The following is a 14,909-nucleotide window of genomic DNA, read 5'->3' as shown; positions in this document are numbered from 1 at the left end:
GCAGGTTAGAGGAATGGCCGCAGGGGAGCGAGGATCGCTTCGCTGACGCGTGCCACGATATGGCGGCCTTCCCATTCTTCGAGTGAGAGTTCCCGGCAGTTGCTGCTGTCAATCTCGAAGATGCGCTCCATGGTGGCGGCGAGCTTCTCATCGAACAGTTCAATGTTGATCTCGTAGTTCCCGGTCAGGCTCAACCGGTCGATGTTGGCGGTTCCGACCGTGGTCCATTCGCCGTCCACAGTTGCGGTCTTCGCGTGAATCATCGCGTTCTGGTACAGAAGGATCTTCACGCCGTCGCGCAGCAGTGCCGAGTAGAACCCGCGGGACAGCCAGTCGGAGACCACATGGTTGGAGTCCTCCGGCAGAATGACCCGGACATCCACCCCGCGTTTGCTGGCGCGCAGGAGCGCCTCAAGGATCTGCTGGTCAGGGATGAAGTAGGCCGTGGTCATGTAGATGTGGCTGTGGGCGCGATTGATGGCGTCCAGATAGACCCCGCGGATCGGGAAAACGAGGTTGGCCGGAATGTTGTTGACCGCGCGCAGACGCGGTTCCCAGAACTCCGCACTGGTTTCCTCCAACGCGCGATGGCGCTGTGTCGGAGCGGAATTCCAGAACGCAACAAACGCCTGGCGCAACTCCCAGACGGACCTTCCTTCGATCCTCAGGTGCGTGTCACGCCACTTCGAGGCGTACAGCGACCCGATGTTGTAGCCTCCGACGTACCCGATGGAATCATCCACCACCATGATTTTGCGGTGATCGAAGCCTGTACCCCGGATATTCGTGAAGACGATCGACGGGCGCAGTACCGGGAACCGGAAGACCTGCACATTCGGGTGGAACCGGTAAAACGTGAACGGAACAACGAGGTTCGCGAACCCGTCATAGATTACGTACACCTTCACACCACGGGCCGCCGCCTCATTCAGCGCGTCCTTGAACTGGCGTCCAATGGCGTCGCCCTTCCAGATGTAGGTCTCCAGCATGATGGTGTGCCGGGCGTTCCGGATAGAGGCCAGCATGTCCTCGTACAGGTCATGCCCGTAGGTAATAACGGCGGTTTTCGATCCCGCCACTTCTGATTCAAATGTTCCGGGGTGCGGAAAGCCCGGACGCTTGCTGCGCAGCTTCTTTTCCACTGCATCAATAATCACGATGGTGGCGATGACCAGCGCCTGCACGGCGGCGAACGCCATGGCTGCCCGCGCAAGCAGCGAACGGGTCAGGGCAAACAGGTGAAGGCGGCGGAAAGTACGCATGGGTTCAAGCCTAGTGGCCGGGGGAGCAGCACACACTGACCTTCCCTAGGCTAGGAAACGTTCACCCGTGCCGGAGGGTTATGTCCGGGGCACACCCAGCCGACACCGCCGGCGTTGATTCTGCGCTGAAGGTCCGCTGTAGTGCGTGCAGCGAGCGGATTATCACTGTTCAGGGCGCTATAAAAGCGTTTGATGGTTCCGTTGCGCTCAACCCGGACTGCGTCGCCCGTGAACAGGACGTCGTCGAGCTGAAAGGCCATCTGACCGGGTGTGTGGCCGGGAATCGGGAAGGTGGTGAGACCCTCGAAAAGTTCACGCTCGCCGTCGAGCTCAGTCACCGTTTCAGGCAGTCCAACCGGAGCCAGGCGGAAAAGCACTCGGCGCACGCGGGTGGGAGGCGCAATTTCCCGGCGCAGAATGGCGGCATCCGCTGCGCCCAGCCATACCGTTGCGTCCAGTTCATGCTGAAGGCGCCGGGCGGTCTGGGCGTGATCGGCGTCGTAATGGGTGAGCAGAATGTCGGTCACCTGCCCAACAATGGGTGCAGCATCGCGCAACTCACCGAGCAGGGCGTCATACCCGCTGGCCATTCCAGGATCAACGAGGGCGGTGTGGCTGGGCGTGCGCACAAGGTAGCCGTTGGCTCCTTTCGAACGCTGCAGTTGGTAGCAGCTTCCTGAGATGGTGCGCATGCTAGTCTTCCCCGCTGTTCTCTTCTTCCTGCTTCTGTCTTTCCTTCTCCTGCTTCTCGGCTTGTTCCTGGAGTTCCTCGGCGACCTCCTCCGCCCGCTCCCTGTCGCGGTCCGTCTGGGTCTCTCCGGGATCCCTGCTGTCTTCCAACAGGCCCTTGGCCGGCGCTGTAAAAGTTGGGGGCGGGGGAACGGGGGCCGGTTCAGTGGAAGGTACGGCCGGTGCGGTTGGCGCAGGGACCTCGGCTGGTTGCACCGAGTTGATGAAGGCCTCGATGTTCTGTTGGATCCGCTCCGCCCGTCCCGGAGTCACGGCGCCGGAATCCTCTGCTTGCTGAACCGCGGCTTTGAGGGCCTCCGCACGGTCCACCGCAAGTTCAAGGTTGCCTTCCTGCGTAACAACGGCAAGTTCCCTCACCTGCTGCTGAAGCGACTGCGCTGCACCCGGGTCAAGAGCTTCAGCGCCTCCGCATCCTCCAAGCACCGGCAAGGCCAACGCGAGGACAATCATGTATCGCTTCGACCTCATGGCTGCACACTTTCGTAGAGTTCAGACAGTCTCTCGCCGGGAACGCCGGGAACTGACGGCAAAGGTTCCACGGCGGGCGTCTGATTGAGTAGCCCCGCCAGCACAGCGCCCAGCACCACCAGAACCAGAACGACGACGACGGCGCCCGCCACCCACCAGCGCCGGTTCCGCGGGGTTGGCTTCCGGTTACCCGAAGTGCTGGGTCCTTCGCTGGATTCCGGGGGCTGTGTTGAGTGCTCGTTCAGTCCAAGGACAAAGGCCCTGCGCGTGGAGTTCGAATTCTGCGCGGTCTGAGAACCGTGGGTTGCGCCGGGAATAGCTCTGGTTGCAGGCCCGGCATCTTCGACCGCGGTATCAGCAGCGGCGGCGCGCGCGTCAGCTAGGAAAGCGTTCCGCTGAGCGGCCAGGGTATTAGCGACCTCGGCCGCCGCTGGCCGCTCGCTTCCGGTTCCCGCCGTCATGCGTGAAATAAGCCCGCGCCACGCAGGATTCACCGCCGTCGGGATCTCCGGAGAGCGGTGCAGGCGGGCAAGCGCAGTCTCCAGTCCACGGCCTTCGAAGGCAGGTTCGCCGGTGAGGCATTCGAGCAGCACAAGGCCCAGCGCGTAGATGTCGGTGGAACCGTCAACCGCTTCACCGCGGGCCTGTTCGGGACTGAAATACGCTGCAGTGCCGATTGTCTCACCGGTCGCGGTGAGGCGGTCGCTATCCACCCTGCGGGCTATGCCGAAGTCCGTCAGGACGTATCCGAAGCGCCCGGAGGACGGTTCAGCGTCGCGGGTCAGCACATTGGAAGGTTTGACGTCCCGGTGGGTAATTCCTTTCGCGTGCACATACGCGAGTGCCCGGGCAACGTCGTGGCCGATAGCCCACGTTTGTTCCGGTCCCAGCGGGCCGTCGCGCAGGAGCCGGTGCAGGTCCGGGCCATCGATCAGGTCCATGACCACCCACCCGGCTATGGGGGAGTTTCCGACATCATGCACCTTGACCAGGCCCGGGTGATCCAGCCCGGCCAGCAACTGCGCCTCCACACGCTCACGGTCGGAGAGCTGCGCGTCCGGCTGACCATGGAAGAGCTTGATAGCGACGTCCCGGTCCAGCACCTGATCGTGGCCTCTGTGGACCTCGGCCATCCCACCGCTGCCAAGCAGTGCACCGACGGTGTAGCGGCCATCCAGCACTTCGCCGGTCGGGTCACCGATGCGCCTCCGTGGCTCCGACCGTGCGGAAGGCGCGGCCGCGGGCGTTCTGCCGGGCGGAGGTGGGAGCTGCATGTCAGGCACCTCCTCATTGTCCGCCGTCGTCGTCCTTCCATGAAAGCGCAGAGTTGGGAGGAGCTCAAGGTTCTTCCTCCGGTTCTCATGACACTCTCATGTGGTAGTCAGTACAAGAGGAGGGGGAGGGTACGCACTGCGCACCCTCCCCCTCGTGGACTGCTTCCTTGCCTGGTGACTAGCCGAGCAGGCCGCCGATTCCACCGCCGCCGCCGAGCTTCCCGAGCAGGTCCTGTGGGTTGATGCCGAGCTTTTCCAGAAGGCCGGAATCACGCTCGGTGTCCACCTGATCGGGCAGTTCCTGGTCAGCCTGCTGCGCCTTGTCCTGGTTGCCCTGATTCTTCAGAAGGTCAATGATCTGCTGCTTGTCGATGTTCATTATTTTTCCTTATCTCTCTGGGTTTCTGGAACGGGAAGTGCTTCGGAGGAGCCGGAACCTAACGGAATCGAGGAGCGTTCGGGTCATCCGTCTGGTTCACCTGGTGGCTACCGGAGGTGTCCGCGGTCTGGCTTTGTGCCTTGGCTTTCTGTGCCTGGCCCTTGAGCTGCTGGGAGGCCGGCGGCGTTGACTGGGCCTCAGCTTTCACCCGCGGTGCTTCCTCCTCAGCCCGGTTGAGGTAGTGCTCCCAGCGCTGCGACATGGGTTTGATGAGCCCGCCGCCAACGCCGACCACAATGACGCCGACAATTGCGGCCAGTACGGCAATCAGGATCGGTGTGGTCACCGTGGTGGCAATTTCAACCTGGTTGAGAGCCGCGATGATGCCGATGCCGAGAATGAAGACGCTTGCGATATTCGCCAGGACCTTCCCGTAGGAAAGCCCTCCCAGGGTGCCCTGGATGAGGTTCTTGACCGCCGCGGCAATGGCGGCTGCGACGATGACGATGATGATTGCGACGATGATCTTCGGCAGGAAGGCAATGACGCCTTCAAGCAGATCGCTGACCGGATTCGGCCCGAAGACTCCAAAAGCAAACTGAAGTACAAACAGCACCAGCGCGTAGTAGACAATCTTGGCGATGATGTCGCTGGCATCCAGTGACGACTTCGCGAGCGCCTTCTTGACACCTCCGCGTTCTACGATGCGGTCAAACCCCACACGTTCGAGCAGTTTGTCCAGCGCCTTGGAAATCGCTTTGGCGATCAGCAGCCCGACGATCAGGATGACGAGGAACAGCAACAGCTTTGGCACGAACTCGACCACGGTCGCGAGACCGCTTCTCAAGGTTTCTTCCATCGGAACCTTCTCTTTTTGGCTTCATGGAGCTTCCAGATCGGTGGAACGGCTGCCCCACCGGTGTACACGTTTCCAAGAGTAGGCACACTCAGGTGAAATAGAAAGGGTACTTATTATTGTTTTTGGGGACCAGGCTACTGGTGTTAGGGGTGTCGAACGCCTACGCCCTGCAGAACTGCCCGGTACCCCTCCCGGTAGGTCGGATACGTAAAGGTGAAACCGGTTGACGCGAGCAGCGCGTTGCTGCAGCGCTTGCCGGTGAGCTCGCCTCCGCCATCCGGCGCCTCGGCGGAAGTCAGGGCCAGGCCCAGCTCCTCCGAAATGAACTGCCGGACCTCAGCCAGCAGTGCCGGTTCCTGGTCGGTGCCAAGATACGCCGTGGCCGGCGCCTCGAGTCCTGCGAGGTGCACAATGACCGCCGCGGCGTCGTCGCGGTGGATCCTGTTGGTCCAGTGCGGAGCGCCGCCCGCGTGCGCCGTGCCGTTCCGCACCTGGTCGATCAACCGGGTGCGTCCCGGTCCGTAGATACCCGAAAGCCGCAACAGTACCGACTGGGGCGCACGTTCGGTGAGCAGTTCCTCCGTTTCACGCAGTACCGCGCCAGTGGCGGTGGACGGCGCAGGCGGCGTGCTCTCCCCGATCCAGCCGCCGTCGTCATTGCCGTATACGGCGGTCGAGGAAACGAAAATGATCCGCCGCGGCTCAACCCCGTCGCGGGCGAGTGCCCCGAGCAGGTTTGCGGTGCCCTCATAGTAGGTAGCGCGGTAGGCAGCTTCGGTCCGCCCGTCCGCAGTCAGTGCGATGACCACGACGTCGGTGTCCGCCGGGATGGCCGGCAGCTCGCCTGTGAGGTCAACCGAGGTGCCCTCAATCTGGGCCGGCAGCTTGTCTGCGGACCGCCGCCACCCGACAACCCGTTGCCCTGCTTCCGCAAAATAGAGTCCCGCCTGCGTACCCAGGTCGCCGCATCCGGCAATCAATACAGTCATCCCCTGAGCTTCCCACACGGGCTGGACCGTCGGACGCACGTGCCAGACTGGGCATATGGCTTCCCGGTTGCTCATCATCGCCGATACCCATGTGCCCAAGCGCGCCCGCCGGCTCCCACCGGAGGTGTGGGAGGAGGCGGAGGTTGCCGACGTCGTCGTCCATGCCGGTGACTGGGTGAATATGGAGCTGCTCGATGAACTGGAGCACCGCACGCAGCGCCTCATCGGTGTTTACGGGAACAATGACGGTGCTGATCTTCGCGCGCGGCTGCCCGAAATTGCCCGGGCGGACATCGAGGGCATCCGGTTCGCAGTGATCCACGAAACCGGAGCGGCAACTAACCGGGAGAAGCGCATGGATGCCATGTTCAGCGATGTTGACGTGCTGGTCTTCGGCCACAGTCACATTCCCTGGGACACCACCACACCGAACGGTATGCGGCTGCTCAATCCCGGATCACCGACTGACCGGCGGCGGCTGCCCACCTGCACTTTCCTTACTGCCCAGGCGGACGGCGGCGTCCTCAGGGAGGTGCGCCTGCGGTCCATTCCGGCCCGGGCATCCGGCCGCCGCTAGAGTCTTGTCTTTCAGTGACTTCCCATAGTTGGTAGGAATGAAGGTAGACAAAATCGCCAACTGCAAGGAGTCTGCCGTGAACAATGCACAGAATCAGCCCCCGAGAGTGAAGCGCCTCGCCGCCGTCGCTGTTGTTGCTTCCCTTGCCCTGGCGGGGTGCACGGCCACGGATGAACCGGAGACGGAATCCGGGACGGCAGGTGAAACGGCGGGTGCAACATCGGGTGAATCGGCGGGGGGAAGCGGCGACGCCGCTGATTCGCCGGCCGCCACGGTGGCGGACATTCCGGAAATCATCGATGACGTCCAGCCATCCGTGGTGACCATTTTCCTGGACAACGGAGGGCTGGGCAGCGGTGTGATCTACACCGAGGACGGGCTGATCCTCACCAACGAACACGTGGTGCGCGGTGCGGAGGAAGTGCAGGTTGCCTTCGCCGACGGACAGCGCGTCACCGGCACTGTGGTTGCCATCGATGCCGTCACTGACCTCGCACTTGTGCAGGCTGACCGCACTGGACTTCCGCCCGCCGAGTTCCAGACGGAGCTGCCGGAGGTGGGAGAGCTGGCCGTTGTCATCGGCAGCCCGTTGGGCTTTGAGAACACGGCAACCGCAGGAATAATCTCCGGGTTGCATCGGGAAATTCCGGGCTCGGCAACCAACAGCCAGTCACTTGTGGACCTGGTGCAGACAGACGCGGCCATCAGTCCGGGCAATTCCGGGGGAGCGCTGGTCAACGGTCAGGGCCAGGTGGTGGGAATCAGCGAAGCCTATATTCCGCCGCAGGCGGGCGCGGTCTCGCTGGGGTTTGCGATCCCGGCCGGCACCGCCGTCGAAGTGGTGGAGGAACTCCTCGAGGACGGTTCGGCTGAACACGCGTTCCTCGGCCTGGCTCCGCGCACCGTCACGCCGCAGATTGCCCAGCAGCTCGGCGTCAGCGTTGAACAGGGCGTTGCGGTGCTGGCGGTGGAAGAAGGCGGACCGGCCGGCGAGGCCGGAATCCAAGCGGGAGACATTCTGGTGTCCCTCAACGGTGAGCCGCTCGCCAGCTCGGAACAGGTCCTGGCGGCACTGCGCTCTTTGAATCCGGGGGAGACGGTGACAGCGGAGCTGATGCGCGAAGGCGAAACCTCGGAGGTGGAGATTACGCTCGGTGAGCGGCCCGTCGAGAACGGCTGACCTAGCGGCGGGTTTGCCGCCGGCTGGTCGTCCGGTTCAGGGTGAAGGACAGGGCAAAAGCAAGGATGGCGGCGGCGAAGAGTATGAACTTCGCCGTCGTCAAGAAACTCGCGAAGGCCACTTCGGAGGATGTGATTTCTACGGAGGCGAGGGCAGCTTCGAGCACAAGGTTCTCGGCGATATGCACAGCGGCATAGAGCACGGCGACGGCGTAGAAGAGCCAGCGGAGCGGTGAGCGGCTGAACCGGCGGACCAGCAGGATGATCAGCGCGGCGAACGCTACGGGAAACAGCAGGAACCAGAGGTAATGCACGCTCTGGTAGCGCTCGATGACCGCAGCGTCCAGAAGGTCACGGACTGCCTCGACGTAGTCGGCGTCGTACCCACCGACCATCATTTCCGGAAGTGGGATACCAATGGCGCGCTGCACAGACTGCAACTGCAGCGCGCCCAGTGCGAGCGAGACCACCGAAATGACAGCCGCGGCGATGATCAGCCAGGCACTGCGCCGCCGGGATGGGGCGTCGTCGTGCTCGGTTGCTTTCAGATACCTGCGCTTGTCTGCTCTCATCTCTGCCATGTCTCCCATTCTTGACTTCTCAGTGTGCTGACTGACCTCACGATCCCGTTACGATACTCCTGCCGCGCGTCAGCTCTCCTCGACATCCACTTCGCTGGCCACGATGTAATTTTCCCCGTCGTAGTCGGCATAGGCGTCCTCTTCGAGGTCCAATCCGGTGTCATCCTCGACGGTGGGCAGGTCGAAGGATTCCATGACGGTTCCGGTCACCGACACTGCCGCGCCCGGCTCAACTTCGACCGTGCCTTCCTCCAGAACCACCAGCAGCGCCTCGACGGTGGTGTCATCCGTCCCTGCAATCGTGAAGGACGTGTCGGACACGATCTCGTTGACGTCGGCGGAGACAGTTACTTCCTCGCCGATGTAGCTCTGGTAGGCATCGTAGAATTCGGAATCGAGGGCGCCGTTGTAGGGAGCAGTTTCGTTGTCTTCCTCCACCACATCCTCAACGTCGGCACCTTCTTCCGAACCGGATGTGCCGTTGCAACCCGTCAGGCCGAGTGCGGCCAGCGGGAGGATTCCTGCAAGAGCCAGAGTTCGGGTCCGTGACATGGGCTTGCGCGTGTTCATATCGTTCTCCTTTTTCTGGTGAGGGTGGCGGCGCCTGGCAGCCGTAGCTGCCAGCGCCATCTATGACACTAAGCACGCTTGCTAACGTATTCAACCGGTCTTGACCGGTTCGTGACCGTACGCTCTGAGGCGTGACCCGCTAGTGCTCAGACAGAACTTCTACCCGAACGGCGTAGGTTCGGGAAACGCGAGCGACGGCGGAGCCTACGAGGTGAAGAGCGTCACCTTGTGGGCGGCGGCGATCGTTATTCCGACGTTACCGGGTGAGCTTCTCGAGCGCTTTGCGGGCGCGCTCCAGCTCGCGGGCTGACTCCTTTGCTGCACGATCAGCCTCTGTGCGTTCGCGGACCGCATCATCGGCGGCATCATCAATGACGTCGATGTCCTGTTCCAGGGCGCGAATCCGCTTTCTCAGGTCCTTTACCTGAGCGACTAGCGCGTCACGGTCGCGGTCGAGTTGATCGACTCGCTCGTGTGCACGCTTCAACGCAGACCCGGCTTCCTCAAAGTGATCTTCTGCGTCCTCAAGGTCAGCGCGTGCGTCGGCAGCGCGGTCGTCTTCCGCCTTCTTCGCCGCATCGGCCTTCGTCGCGTCTGCGGAATCAGCTGCATCAGCGCTCGCGTCGCCGCGGTTCACCGCGCCGCCTGCGTCGAAGGGCCCGCCCACTGCTCCGGCGAGATCCACCGCTTCCCAGCCCGTCGCCTCCAGCGGCCGGACCAGGCGGCCGGTAGCAACGGCAGCGGCAGCACCGGCGTCGGCCATTGCTGCCCGCAGGGTCTGCTCTACTTCGAGGGCCGCAGCTGAACTTGCCGGATGCCCCAATTCCTCAGACAGGGCGACGCCGTCCTTGACCAGCGCTGAAATCAGTTGCTGGCGTTGAGCGCCGAGTTTCTTCAACTCACTCCGGTCCAGCTGTTCCTGTGCCTCGCGCATCGCCGCACCGAGCGTCAGCGCCTCCCGCAACTGCTTCTCGCGGTGGATAGCCATCATGTTCAGCAGCCAGGCTGACGCTGACGGCTTGCGCAGCGCGCGGACTTCCTTGGCGAGCGACTTGTCATCGAGGGCCTTCGCGCGGGTATTCCGGGCAGCGGTGAACTCGTCCAGGGGTTGCGAGTAGAGCTCGGACGCGATGTCGGCGAGGTCAGTCACTGCGGAACGGTCTCCAAACGGTTGGCTGTGTTTCTACCGTTGAGTGTGCAGGACACAACCCTTCAGGCTCACCATTTACGGCGTGTCCTGCCAGCTCAACGCGCCGGACCTTGTTTCCATCCGGTGCTGTGCGCGGATCAGACCGTCTCCAGCGAGGGGGATGCGGCAGCAAGGCGCTGCCTCAGCTCGTCGCACGCCGCTTCATAGTCGGCCAGCAGGCACTCGGGAGGGTTGAGCTGGTCAAGCAGGGCAAAGTACTCGTTGCATCTGAGTTTCAGTTCGCTGGTGCTGAGCAAGGATGCATCAAATCGAGCCGATGGGAGTTCCTCGGCCGGTAGGTCCAGGATGCGAAGCTTGTCTTCCACGGGATCTCCACAGGAGTTGTCACTGTGCCCATTGCTCAAGCTGATGGAATGGTAGCAACAATCAGGTAGCTGATCAATCGCGGGTCAAGGCAGCGGGGGTATTGACGGCCCCGGTTCCGGAATAGGCCTGTCCGGTGAGGGGCCGGGCCCGGGCTCCGGCGGCACGCCAGGAGTGTCGGGTGCCGGATCAGGAAAGGGGTACGGGGAAGGAGCGGGCTGCGGCTCCGGCGCGGGTTCGCCCGGCGGCCGTGGCTGGGACGGATCGGGATGCGGCTCATGAGGCGGTGGGATGGACATCAAAAGGACCTTCTCTCCGTCAGCGGTGCGCTCAGAAATAACAGTACGCCGGAGAACGTACGCCGGGAATAAGCGGCGGCCGGCCGCGCTTGTTACTTCTGGCTGCGCACACTCCTGCGCGCCGTTCAGTATCTTCAGGGGGACCCTTCCGTGTCGCAAACGACCAACAAACGCACGCAGGCCGACGGCGGCACGAACCAGATCGACGAGGTCAGCGAGGTCTCTCCTCGTGACCGGCTGGTCATCTCCCTGCTCCTCGTCTCGGCCTTCGTTGTCATCCTGAACGAGACCATCATGGGAGTGGCGCTGCCGCGCCTTATGGATGATCTGGGAATCACCGCCTCGGCCGGACAATGGCTGACGACGGCGTTCATGCTCACCATGGCGGTTGTCATCCCCATCACGGGCTTCCTAATCCAGCGTTTCAACACTCGGCCGGTCTTCCTCGCGGCCATGACGCTCTTCAGCCTGGGCACCCTGGTCTCTGCGATGGCGCCCGGTTTCGAGATGCTGCTCGTCGGCCGGGTGATCCAGGCCGGCGGAACCGCGATCATGATGCCGCTACTGATGACCACCGTCATGACTCTCGTGCCGCCGTCGTCGCGCGGCAAGACGATGGGTAACATCTCGATCGTCATCTCAGTGGCGCCCGCCATCGGCCCCACCATTTCCGGGATCATTCTCAGTGTGCTGGACTGGCGCTGGATGTTCTGGCTGGTGCTTCCCATCGCCCTCGGTTCGCTGGTCCTTGGCGGCATCCGCATCCAGAACGTGACCACGCCGCGACGCACGCCGATCGACGTCCTCTCCGTCATTCTCTCCGCCTTCGCGTTCGGCGGGATCGTCTATGGATTGAGCCAATTCGGCGAGGCTGCAGCCGGATCGGGTATTCCGGGTTGGGTGCCGCTCGCCGTCGGATTCGTCGGGCTGGCGTGCTTCATCGCACGCCAACTGGTGCTGCAGCGTCGCGACCGTGCGCTACTTGACCTGCGGACCTTCCAATCGCGTACCTTCACAGTGTCGATCCTCGTGCTGGCCATCAGCATGATGGCGCTGTTCGGAACAGTCATCCTGCTGCCCATCTACCTGCAGGATGTACTCGGTCTCGAACCAGCGGCTGCCGGCCTGATGCTGCTGCCGGGCGGGCTCGCCATGGGTCTTCTCGGACCGGTTGTCGGGCGTGTCTTCGACAAACACGGGCCTCGCGTTCTGGTAGTTCCGGGCGCGCTGCTTGTCGCATCGGCGTTCTGGGCGCTGACCCTGATTGATGCTTCGACCCCGATCCCGTGGGTGCTGGCCTGCCACGTGACTTTGAGCATCGGGCTTGCCGGTATGTTCACTCCTCTGTTCACTTCTGCTCTGGGCTCAGTGCGGCCGCAGCTGTACTCTCACGCGAGTGCGGTTGTCGGCACCGTTCAGCAACTGGCAGGGGCTACGGGCATCGCGCTTTTCGTATCCGTCATGACGCTGCAGACAGGCGCGCTCATGGCCGCCGGCACCGCGGAGGTGCCTGCTCTGGCAGGCGGCATCCGGATGGCCTTCCTGTGCGGAGCGGTCATCTTCCTGTTTGCGGTGGTCGCAGCGCTGTTCGTCCGTAAGCCGGCAGCGCCGGCCGGCCCGCCGCCGTCGTCGTCAATGCACGACGGCGAGGAGGCACCTGCCGCTCCGCTGGCACATTAGGCTCGGCCGCACATTAAACCCAACTGATGGTTCATTTCACCCCGCCGCCGGTCCTGACCACAGCAAGGTTGCGTCTCGAACCGCTGGGCCCGGAGCATGTGGAAGGAACCTGGATTGGGCTGCAGAACCCCGAGTCGATGCGTCTGACCGGAACCCACGGGCAGTTCACGCGGCCGCAGATCGAGTCGTGGCTTGCGGGGCTTGCAGCGACTGACGGACGGGCGGATTGGGCGATCATCCTTACGTCGGATGGGTCCCACATCGGTGAAGTAGTGCTGAATGATTACGACGCGGACAATTCATCGCTCGGGTTCCGGATTGCACTCAATGCTGATTCAAGGTTCGGTCTAGGTTATGGCACCGAGGCGACGCGAGCCGTCGTCGGGCATGCGTTCGATGTTATCGGCGTGCACCGCATCAGCCTGGAGGTGTACGCGTTCAATCCGCGGGCACAACGGGCTTACGAGAAGTGTGGATTCCGGGTCGAGGGGCGGCTGCGGGATGCGCTGCGGTGGAACGGCGAGTGGATTGACGCCGTAGTGATGGGGATGTTGGCGACTGATCCGCGGCCCTGAGCTCGGTTATGTTGCCCGTGTTCATCCGGGGTTAACCGGTCGTCGTGGTCCTGCGGAATCGACCACATCACTCCTTGGGCACATGGCGGCGAAACGTCGCTGGAGAACCTCGCCCGGTCAGTCGCGGATCCTGACAGCAGTTTCCCTGAGATAGAGATCCACTCGGGTATATGCGTCCCGGGTCAGGGCTTTCCACAGCTCAAGAGCGAGCCGCTCATCCTCCGACTCCAAGCGAGATATGGCGTCCGCCGTGAGGAGCTTGATGACAACGTTTCCGGACGCCTTGACGGTGGTTTCCTGCCGGTCGTCACTGCCGAGCGCAAGTTCCCCAAAAGTCATCCCGGCACTGAGCGTGGTCAGTTTCACTCGATCGCCGGTGGGACCGACCACCGACGTCGTGACCGCTCCAGACAGAATGAAAAACACTCCACCGAACGACTGACCGATACGACGGATGACATCGCCGTCGTCGTAACTTTGATCTTCCATCCGGTCTGCGAGTTTCTGCACGTCTTCAGCGCTGAGCGGACCAAGAGCCGGACACTGAAAAATGTCGACTTTGCTCGGCAGATCGAGATCGCTCCCGTATGTTGCAATCAGCCGGTTCTCGCACCACTCAACCGCTGCGGTCCGCGTGTCAAAAGTCGGAACCTCACGGTCGACATCGCGGAAAGCATGGGCAAGCGTTCCCTCCGCATCTATCAACACGAGCTCCCGGCCCTCATCGACCAGGTTCTCCCGGACCTCAGCCAGGAGCCGGAGGGAAACATCTGCAACTTCATCGACGCGACGCAGGTCCAGAATGACAAGCTCCACCTCGTTCGGGAGGTTGCTCAGTTCGCGGACCATCGACTCGGTACCGGCAAACAGCAGGTCACCATTCAGCTCGACAAGGCGTGCACGATGCCCATGATCGCGAATGAGGTCCATTGCCTCATCGTCGCGTCGGATGCCTGATGGCGCGGCAGTGATGTCGTAGGTCGAGCGAATAGCGGACTTGCCCACACGCGCTGCCCGGACAAAGTGCAACTCCATGTCCTGCGAGAGCCGCTGGCTTGTCGCCATGCCGCGCACGCTGCTGCCGTGCTCATCGAGCGGCGGTGAATAGACCGCCAGCCCAACCTGTCCCGGCAGTACAGAGATCGTTCCACCGCCCACACCGCTCTTGGCCGGCATTCCGACGGTACTGATCCACGAGCCGGCGTCGTCATACATTCCGCAGGTGGTCATGACGGACAGCACGCGCTCCACCGGCACAATGTCCATGACCTGATTCCCGGTCATGGGATTCCGCCCGCTGTTGGCCAGGGTCGCCGCCATGAGCGAAAGGTCCAGGCAGTTCACCAGCACCGAACACTGGCGGAAGTAGTCCTCGATTACCGGCGTCGGATCATCCTCGATGATGTTGAAGGACCTCAACAGATAGGCCAACGCGCGGTTCCGGTGACCATGTTCGAGCTCCGATGCGAAAATTTCCTCATCAATGGAAAGCTGCCGCCCCGCAAATGCCGAATACGTGTTGACGATCCGCTTGATCCGGGTATTGCCGCCCGCTCCCTTGACCAGCGAGGTGGCAGTCAGCGCGCCGGCATTGATCATGGCGTTTGCCGGGCGACCGGTACCTTCGGCAAGCGAAATCTCGTTGAACGAATCACCGGAGGGCTCAACGTCAACTTTCTCGTCCACCGCGTCCAGCCCGAGATCCGCCAACGCCAAACCATAGGTGAAAGGCTTTGAGATCGACTGGATGCTGAACTCTTCGCGCGTATCACCGACCTCGTAGATGTACCCGTCCACGGTGGTGAGGCAAATCCCAAAGTTGTCCGGATTGACGTTGGCCATCGCCGGAATGGTGCTGTACGGCTTGCCGTCCTTCAGATCCGCAATCTCCCGGTGAATCCGCGCAAGGTAGCTTTCAATTGGAGATTCCATAGCTGCAAGACTATGGCGATGC

Annotated in this window: 16 protein-coding genes; 4 read left to right on the top strand and 12 right to left on the bottom strand. The window is 62.6% G+C overall.

All coding sequences use genetic code 11. The features are described from left to right. Positions 1-5: 5 nt before the first annotated feature. From ASH00_RS12940 to ASH00_RS12910, 7 genes are all read right to left on the bottom strand, one after another. Complete coding sequence (locus ASH00_RS12940; RefSeq protein ID WP_235563295.1) at positions 6-1,262, bottom strand: phospholipase D-like domain-containing protein; 1,257 nt, start codon at positions 1,260-1,262, stop codon at positions 6-8. Positions 1,263-1,312: 50 nt separating this feature from the next. Beyond that, positions 1,313-1,954: an MBL fold metallo-hydrolase gene (locus ASH00_RS12935; protein ID WP_056549033.1), complete on the bottom strand. Its 642-nt coding sequence runs from the start codon at positions 1,952-1,954 to the stop codon at positions 1,313-1,315. 1 nt (position 1,955) lies between these two features. Further along, complete coding sequence (locus ASH00_RS12930) at positions 1,956-2,480, bottom strand: hypothetical protein (RefSeq protein WP_157359118.1); 525 nt, start codon at positions 2,478-2,480, stop codon at positions 1,956-1,958. Next, a complete protein-coding gene (locus tag ASH00_RS12925) occupies positions 2,477-3,754 on the bottom strand; it encodes a serine/threonine-protein kinase (protein ID WP_056549030.1) in 1,278 nt (425 codons plus the stop codon). Before ASH00_RS12925 ends, ASH00_RS12930 begins: the two co-directional genes overlap by 4 nt. Positions 3,755-3,932: 178 nt before the next feature. Beyond that, the gene (locus ASH00_RS12920) at positions 3,933-4,133 is read right to left on the bottom strand and encodes a hypothetical protein (RefSeq protein WP_056549029.1); all 201 of its coding nucleotides are present in this window, start codon (positions 4,131-4,133) and stop codon (positions 3,933-3,935) included. Positions 4,134-4,191: 58 nt separating this feature from the next. After that, positions 4,192-4,980 (bottom strand): mechanosensitive ion channel family protein, encoded by a 789-nt coding sequence (locus ASH00_RS12915; RefSeq protein WP_235563294.1) that lies wholly within the window; start codon positions 4,978-4,980, stop codon positions 4,192-4,194. A 155-nt stretch (positions 4,981-5,135) separates the two neighbouring features. Further along, complete coding sequence (locus tag ASH00_RS12910) at positions 5,136-5,981, bottom strand: NAD-dependent epimerase/dehydratase family protein (RefSeq protein WP_056549025.1); 846 nt, start codon at positions 5,979-5,981, stop codon at positions 5,136-5,138. Between the two features lie 55 nt (positions 5,982-6,036). On the opposite strand from ASH00_RS12910, the gene ASH00_RS12905 reads away from it, so the two are divergent. Further along, entirely contained in the window at positions 6,037-6,558 is a 522-nt protein-coding gene (locus ASH00_RS12905; protein ID WP_056549024.1) for a metallophosphoesterase family protein, read from the top strand. A 76-nt stretch (positions 6,559-6,634) separates the two neighbouring features. Continuing rightward, entirely contained in the window at positions 6,635-7,738 is a 1,104-nt protein-coding gene (locus ASH00_RS12900; protein WP_056549324.1) for a S1C family serine protease, read from the top strand. A 1-nt stretch (position 7,739) separates the two neighbouring features. On the opposite strand, the gene ASH00_RS12895 is transcribed toward ASH00_RS12900, so the two are convergent. From ASH00_RS12895 to ASH00_RS12880, 4 genes are all read right to left on the bottom strand, one after another. Next, positions 7,740-8,318 (bottom strand): hypothetical protein, encoded by a 579-nt coding sequence (locus ASH00_RS12895; protein WP_157359117.1) that lies wholly within the window; start codon positions 8,316-8,318, stop codon positions 7,740-7,742. A gap of 69 nt (positions 8,319-8,387) precedes the next feature. Then, positions 8,388-8,888, bottom strand: coding sequence for a hypothetical protein (locus tag ASH00_RS12890; protein ID WP_056549021.1), 501 nt, complete (start codon positions 8,886-8,888; stop codon positions 8,388-8,390). A 256-nt stretch (positions 8,889-9,144) separates the two neighbouring features. Beyond that, positions 9,145-10,038 carry a hypothetical protein gene (locus tag ASH00_RS12885; protein WP_056549020.1) on the bottom strand — a complete coding sequence of 298 codons (894 nt, stop codon included), beginning with the start codon at positions 10,036-10,038 and terminating at the stop codon, positions 9,145-9,147. Between the two features lie 137 nt (positions 10,039-10,175). Further along, entirely contained in the window at positions 10,176-10,403 is a 228-nt protein-coding gene (locus ASH00_RS12880; RefSeq protein ID WP_056549018.1) for a hypothetical protein, read from the bottom strand. 498 nt (positions 10,404-10,901) lie between these two features. Between ASH00_RS12880 and ASH00_RS12875 the strand changes: the two genes are divergently transcribed. Together ASH00_RS12875 and ASH00_RS12870 are read left to right on the top strand one after the other, a co-directional pair. Beyond that, positions 10,902-12,380, top strand: a complete 1,479-nt coding sequence (locus ASH00_RS12875; protein WP_056549322.1) for an MDR family MFS transporter — start codon at positions 10,902-10,904, stop codon at positions 12,378-12,380. Between the two features lie 26 nt (positions 12,381-12,406). Beyond that, on the top strand, positions 12,407-12,955 hold the full coding sequence (locus ASH00_RS12870) for a GNAT family N-acetyltransferase (RefSeq protein ID WP_056549016.1): 549 nt from the start codon (positions 12,407-12,409) through the stop codon (positions 12,953-12,955). A gap of 117 nt (positions 12,956-13,072) precedes the next feature. Here the strand turns inward: ASH00_RS12870 and glsA are convergent, their stop codons facing one another. Next, positions 13,073-14,887 (bottom strand): glutaminase A, encoded by a 1,815-nt coding sequence (glsA, locus tag ASH00_RS12865; protein WP_056549014.1) that lies wholly within the window; start codon positions 14,885-14,887, stop codon positions 13,073-13,075. Between the last annotated feature and the right edge of the window lie 22 nt (positions 14,888-14,909).

Origin of the sequence: Arthrobacter sp. Soil782, assembly GCF_001428435.1 — a bacterium.
GTDB classification, from domain to species: Bacteria; Actinomycetota; Actinomycetes; order Actinomycetales; family Micrococcaceae; genus Arthrobacter_D; species Arthrobacter_D parietis.
The sequence above is the reverse complement of the archived record's forward strand: the minus strand, read 5'-3'. Positions and strand labels throughout refer to the sequence as shown.

Bases quoted from the DNA above. Each gene is read 5' to 3' on its own strand.
- ASH00_RS12895 (WP_157359117.1), bottom strand. From the start codon at position 8,318: ATGGCAGAGATGAGAGCAGACAAGCGCAGGTATCTGAAAGCAACCGAG.
- ASH00_RS12890 (WP_056549021.1), bottom strand. From the start codon at position 8,888: ATGAACACGCGCAAGCCCATGTCACGGACCCGAACTCTGGCTCTTGCA.
- ASH00_RS12935 (WP_056549033.1), bottom strand. From the start codon at position 1,954: ATGCGCACCATCTCAGGAAGCTGCTACCAACTGCAGCGTTCGAAAGGA.
- ASH00_RS12940 (WP_235563295.1), bottom strand. From the start codon at position 1,262: ATGCGTACTTTCCGCCGCCTTCACCTGTTTGCCCTGACCCGTTCGCTG.
- ASH00_RS12905 (WP_056549024.1), top strand. From the start codon at position 6,037: ATGGCTTCCCGGTTGCTCATCATCGCCGATACCCATGTGCCCAAGCGC.
- ASH00_RS12920 (WP_056549029.1), bottom strand. From the start codon at position 4,133: ATGAACATCGACAAGCAGCAGATCATTGACCTTCTGAAGAATCAGGGC.
- ASH00_RS12930 (WP_157359118.1), bottom strand. From the start codon at position 2,480: ATGAGGTCGAAGCGATACATGATTGTCCTCGCGTTGGCCTTGCCGGTG.
- ASH00_RS12925 (WP_056549030.1), bottom strand. From the start codon at position 3,754: ATGCAGCTCCCACCTCCGCCCGGCAGAACGCCCGCGGCCGCGCCTTCC.
- glsA (WP_056549014.1), bottom strand. From the start codon at position 14,887: ATGGAATCTCCAATTGAAAGCTACCTTGCGCGGATTCACCGGGAGATT.
- ASH00_RS12870 (WP_056549016.1), top strand. From the start codon at position 12,407: ATGGTTCATTTCACCCCGCCGCCGGTCCTGACCACAGCAAGGTTGCGT.
- ASH00_RS12910 (WP_056549025.1), bottom strand. From the start codon at position 5,981: ATGACTGTATTGATTGCCGGATGCGGCGACCTGGGTACGCAGGCGGGA.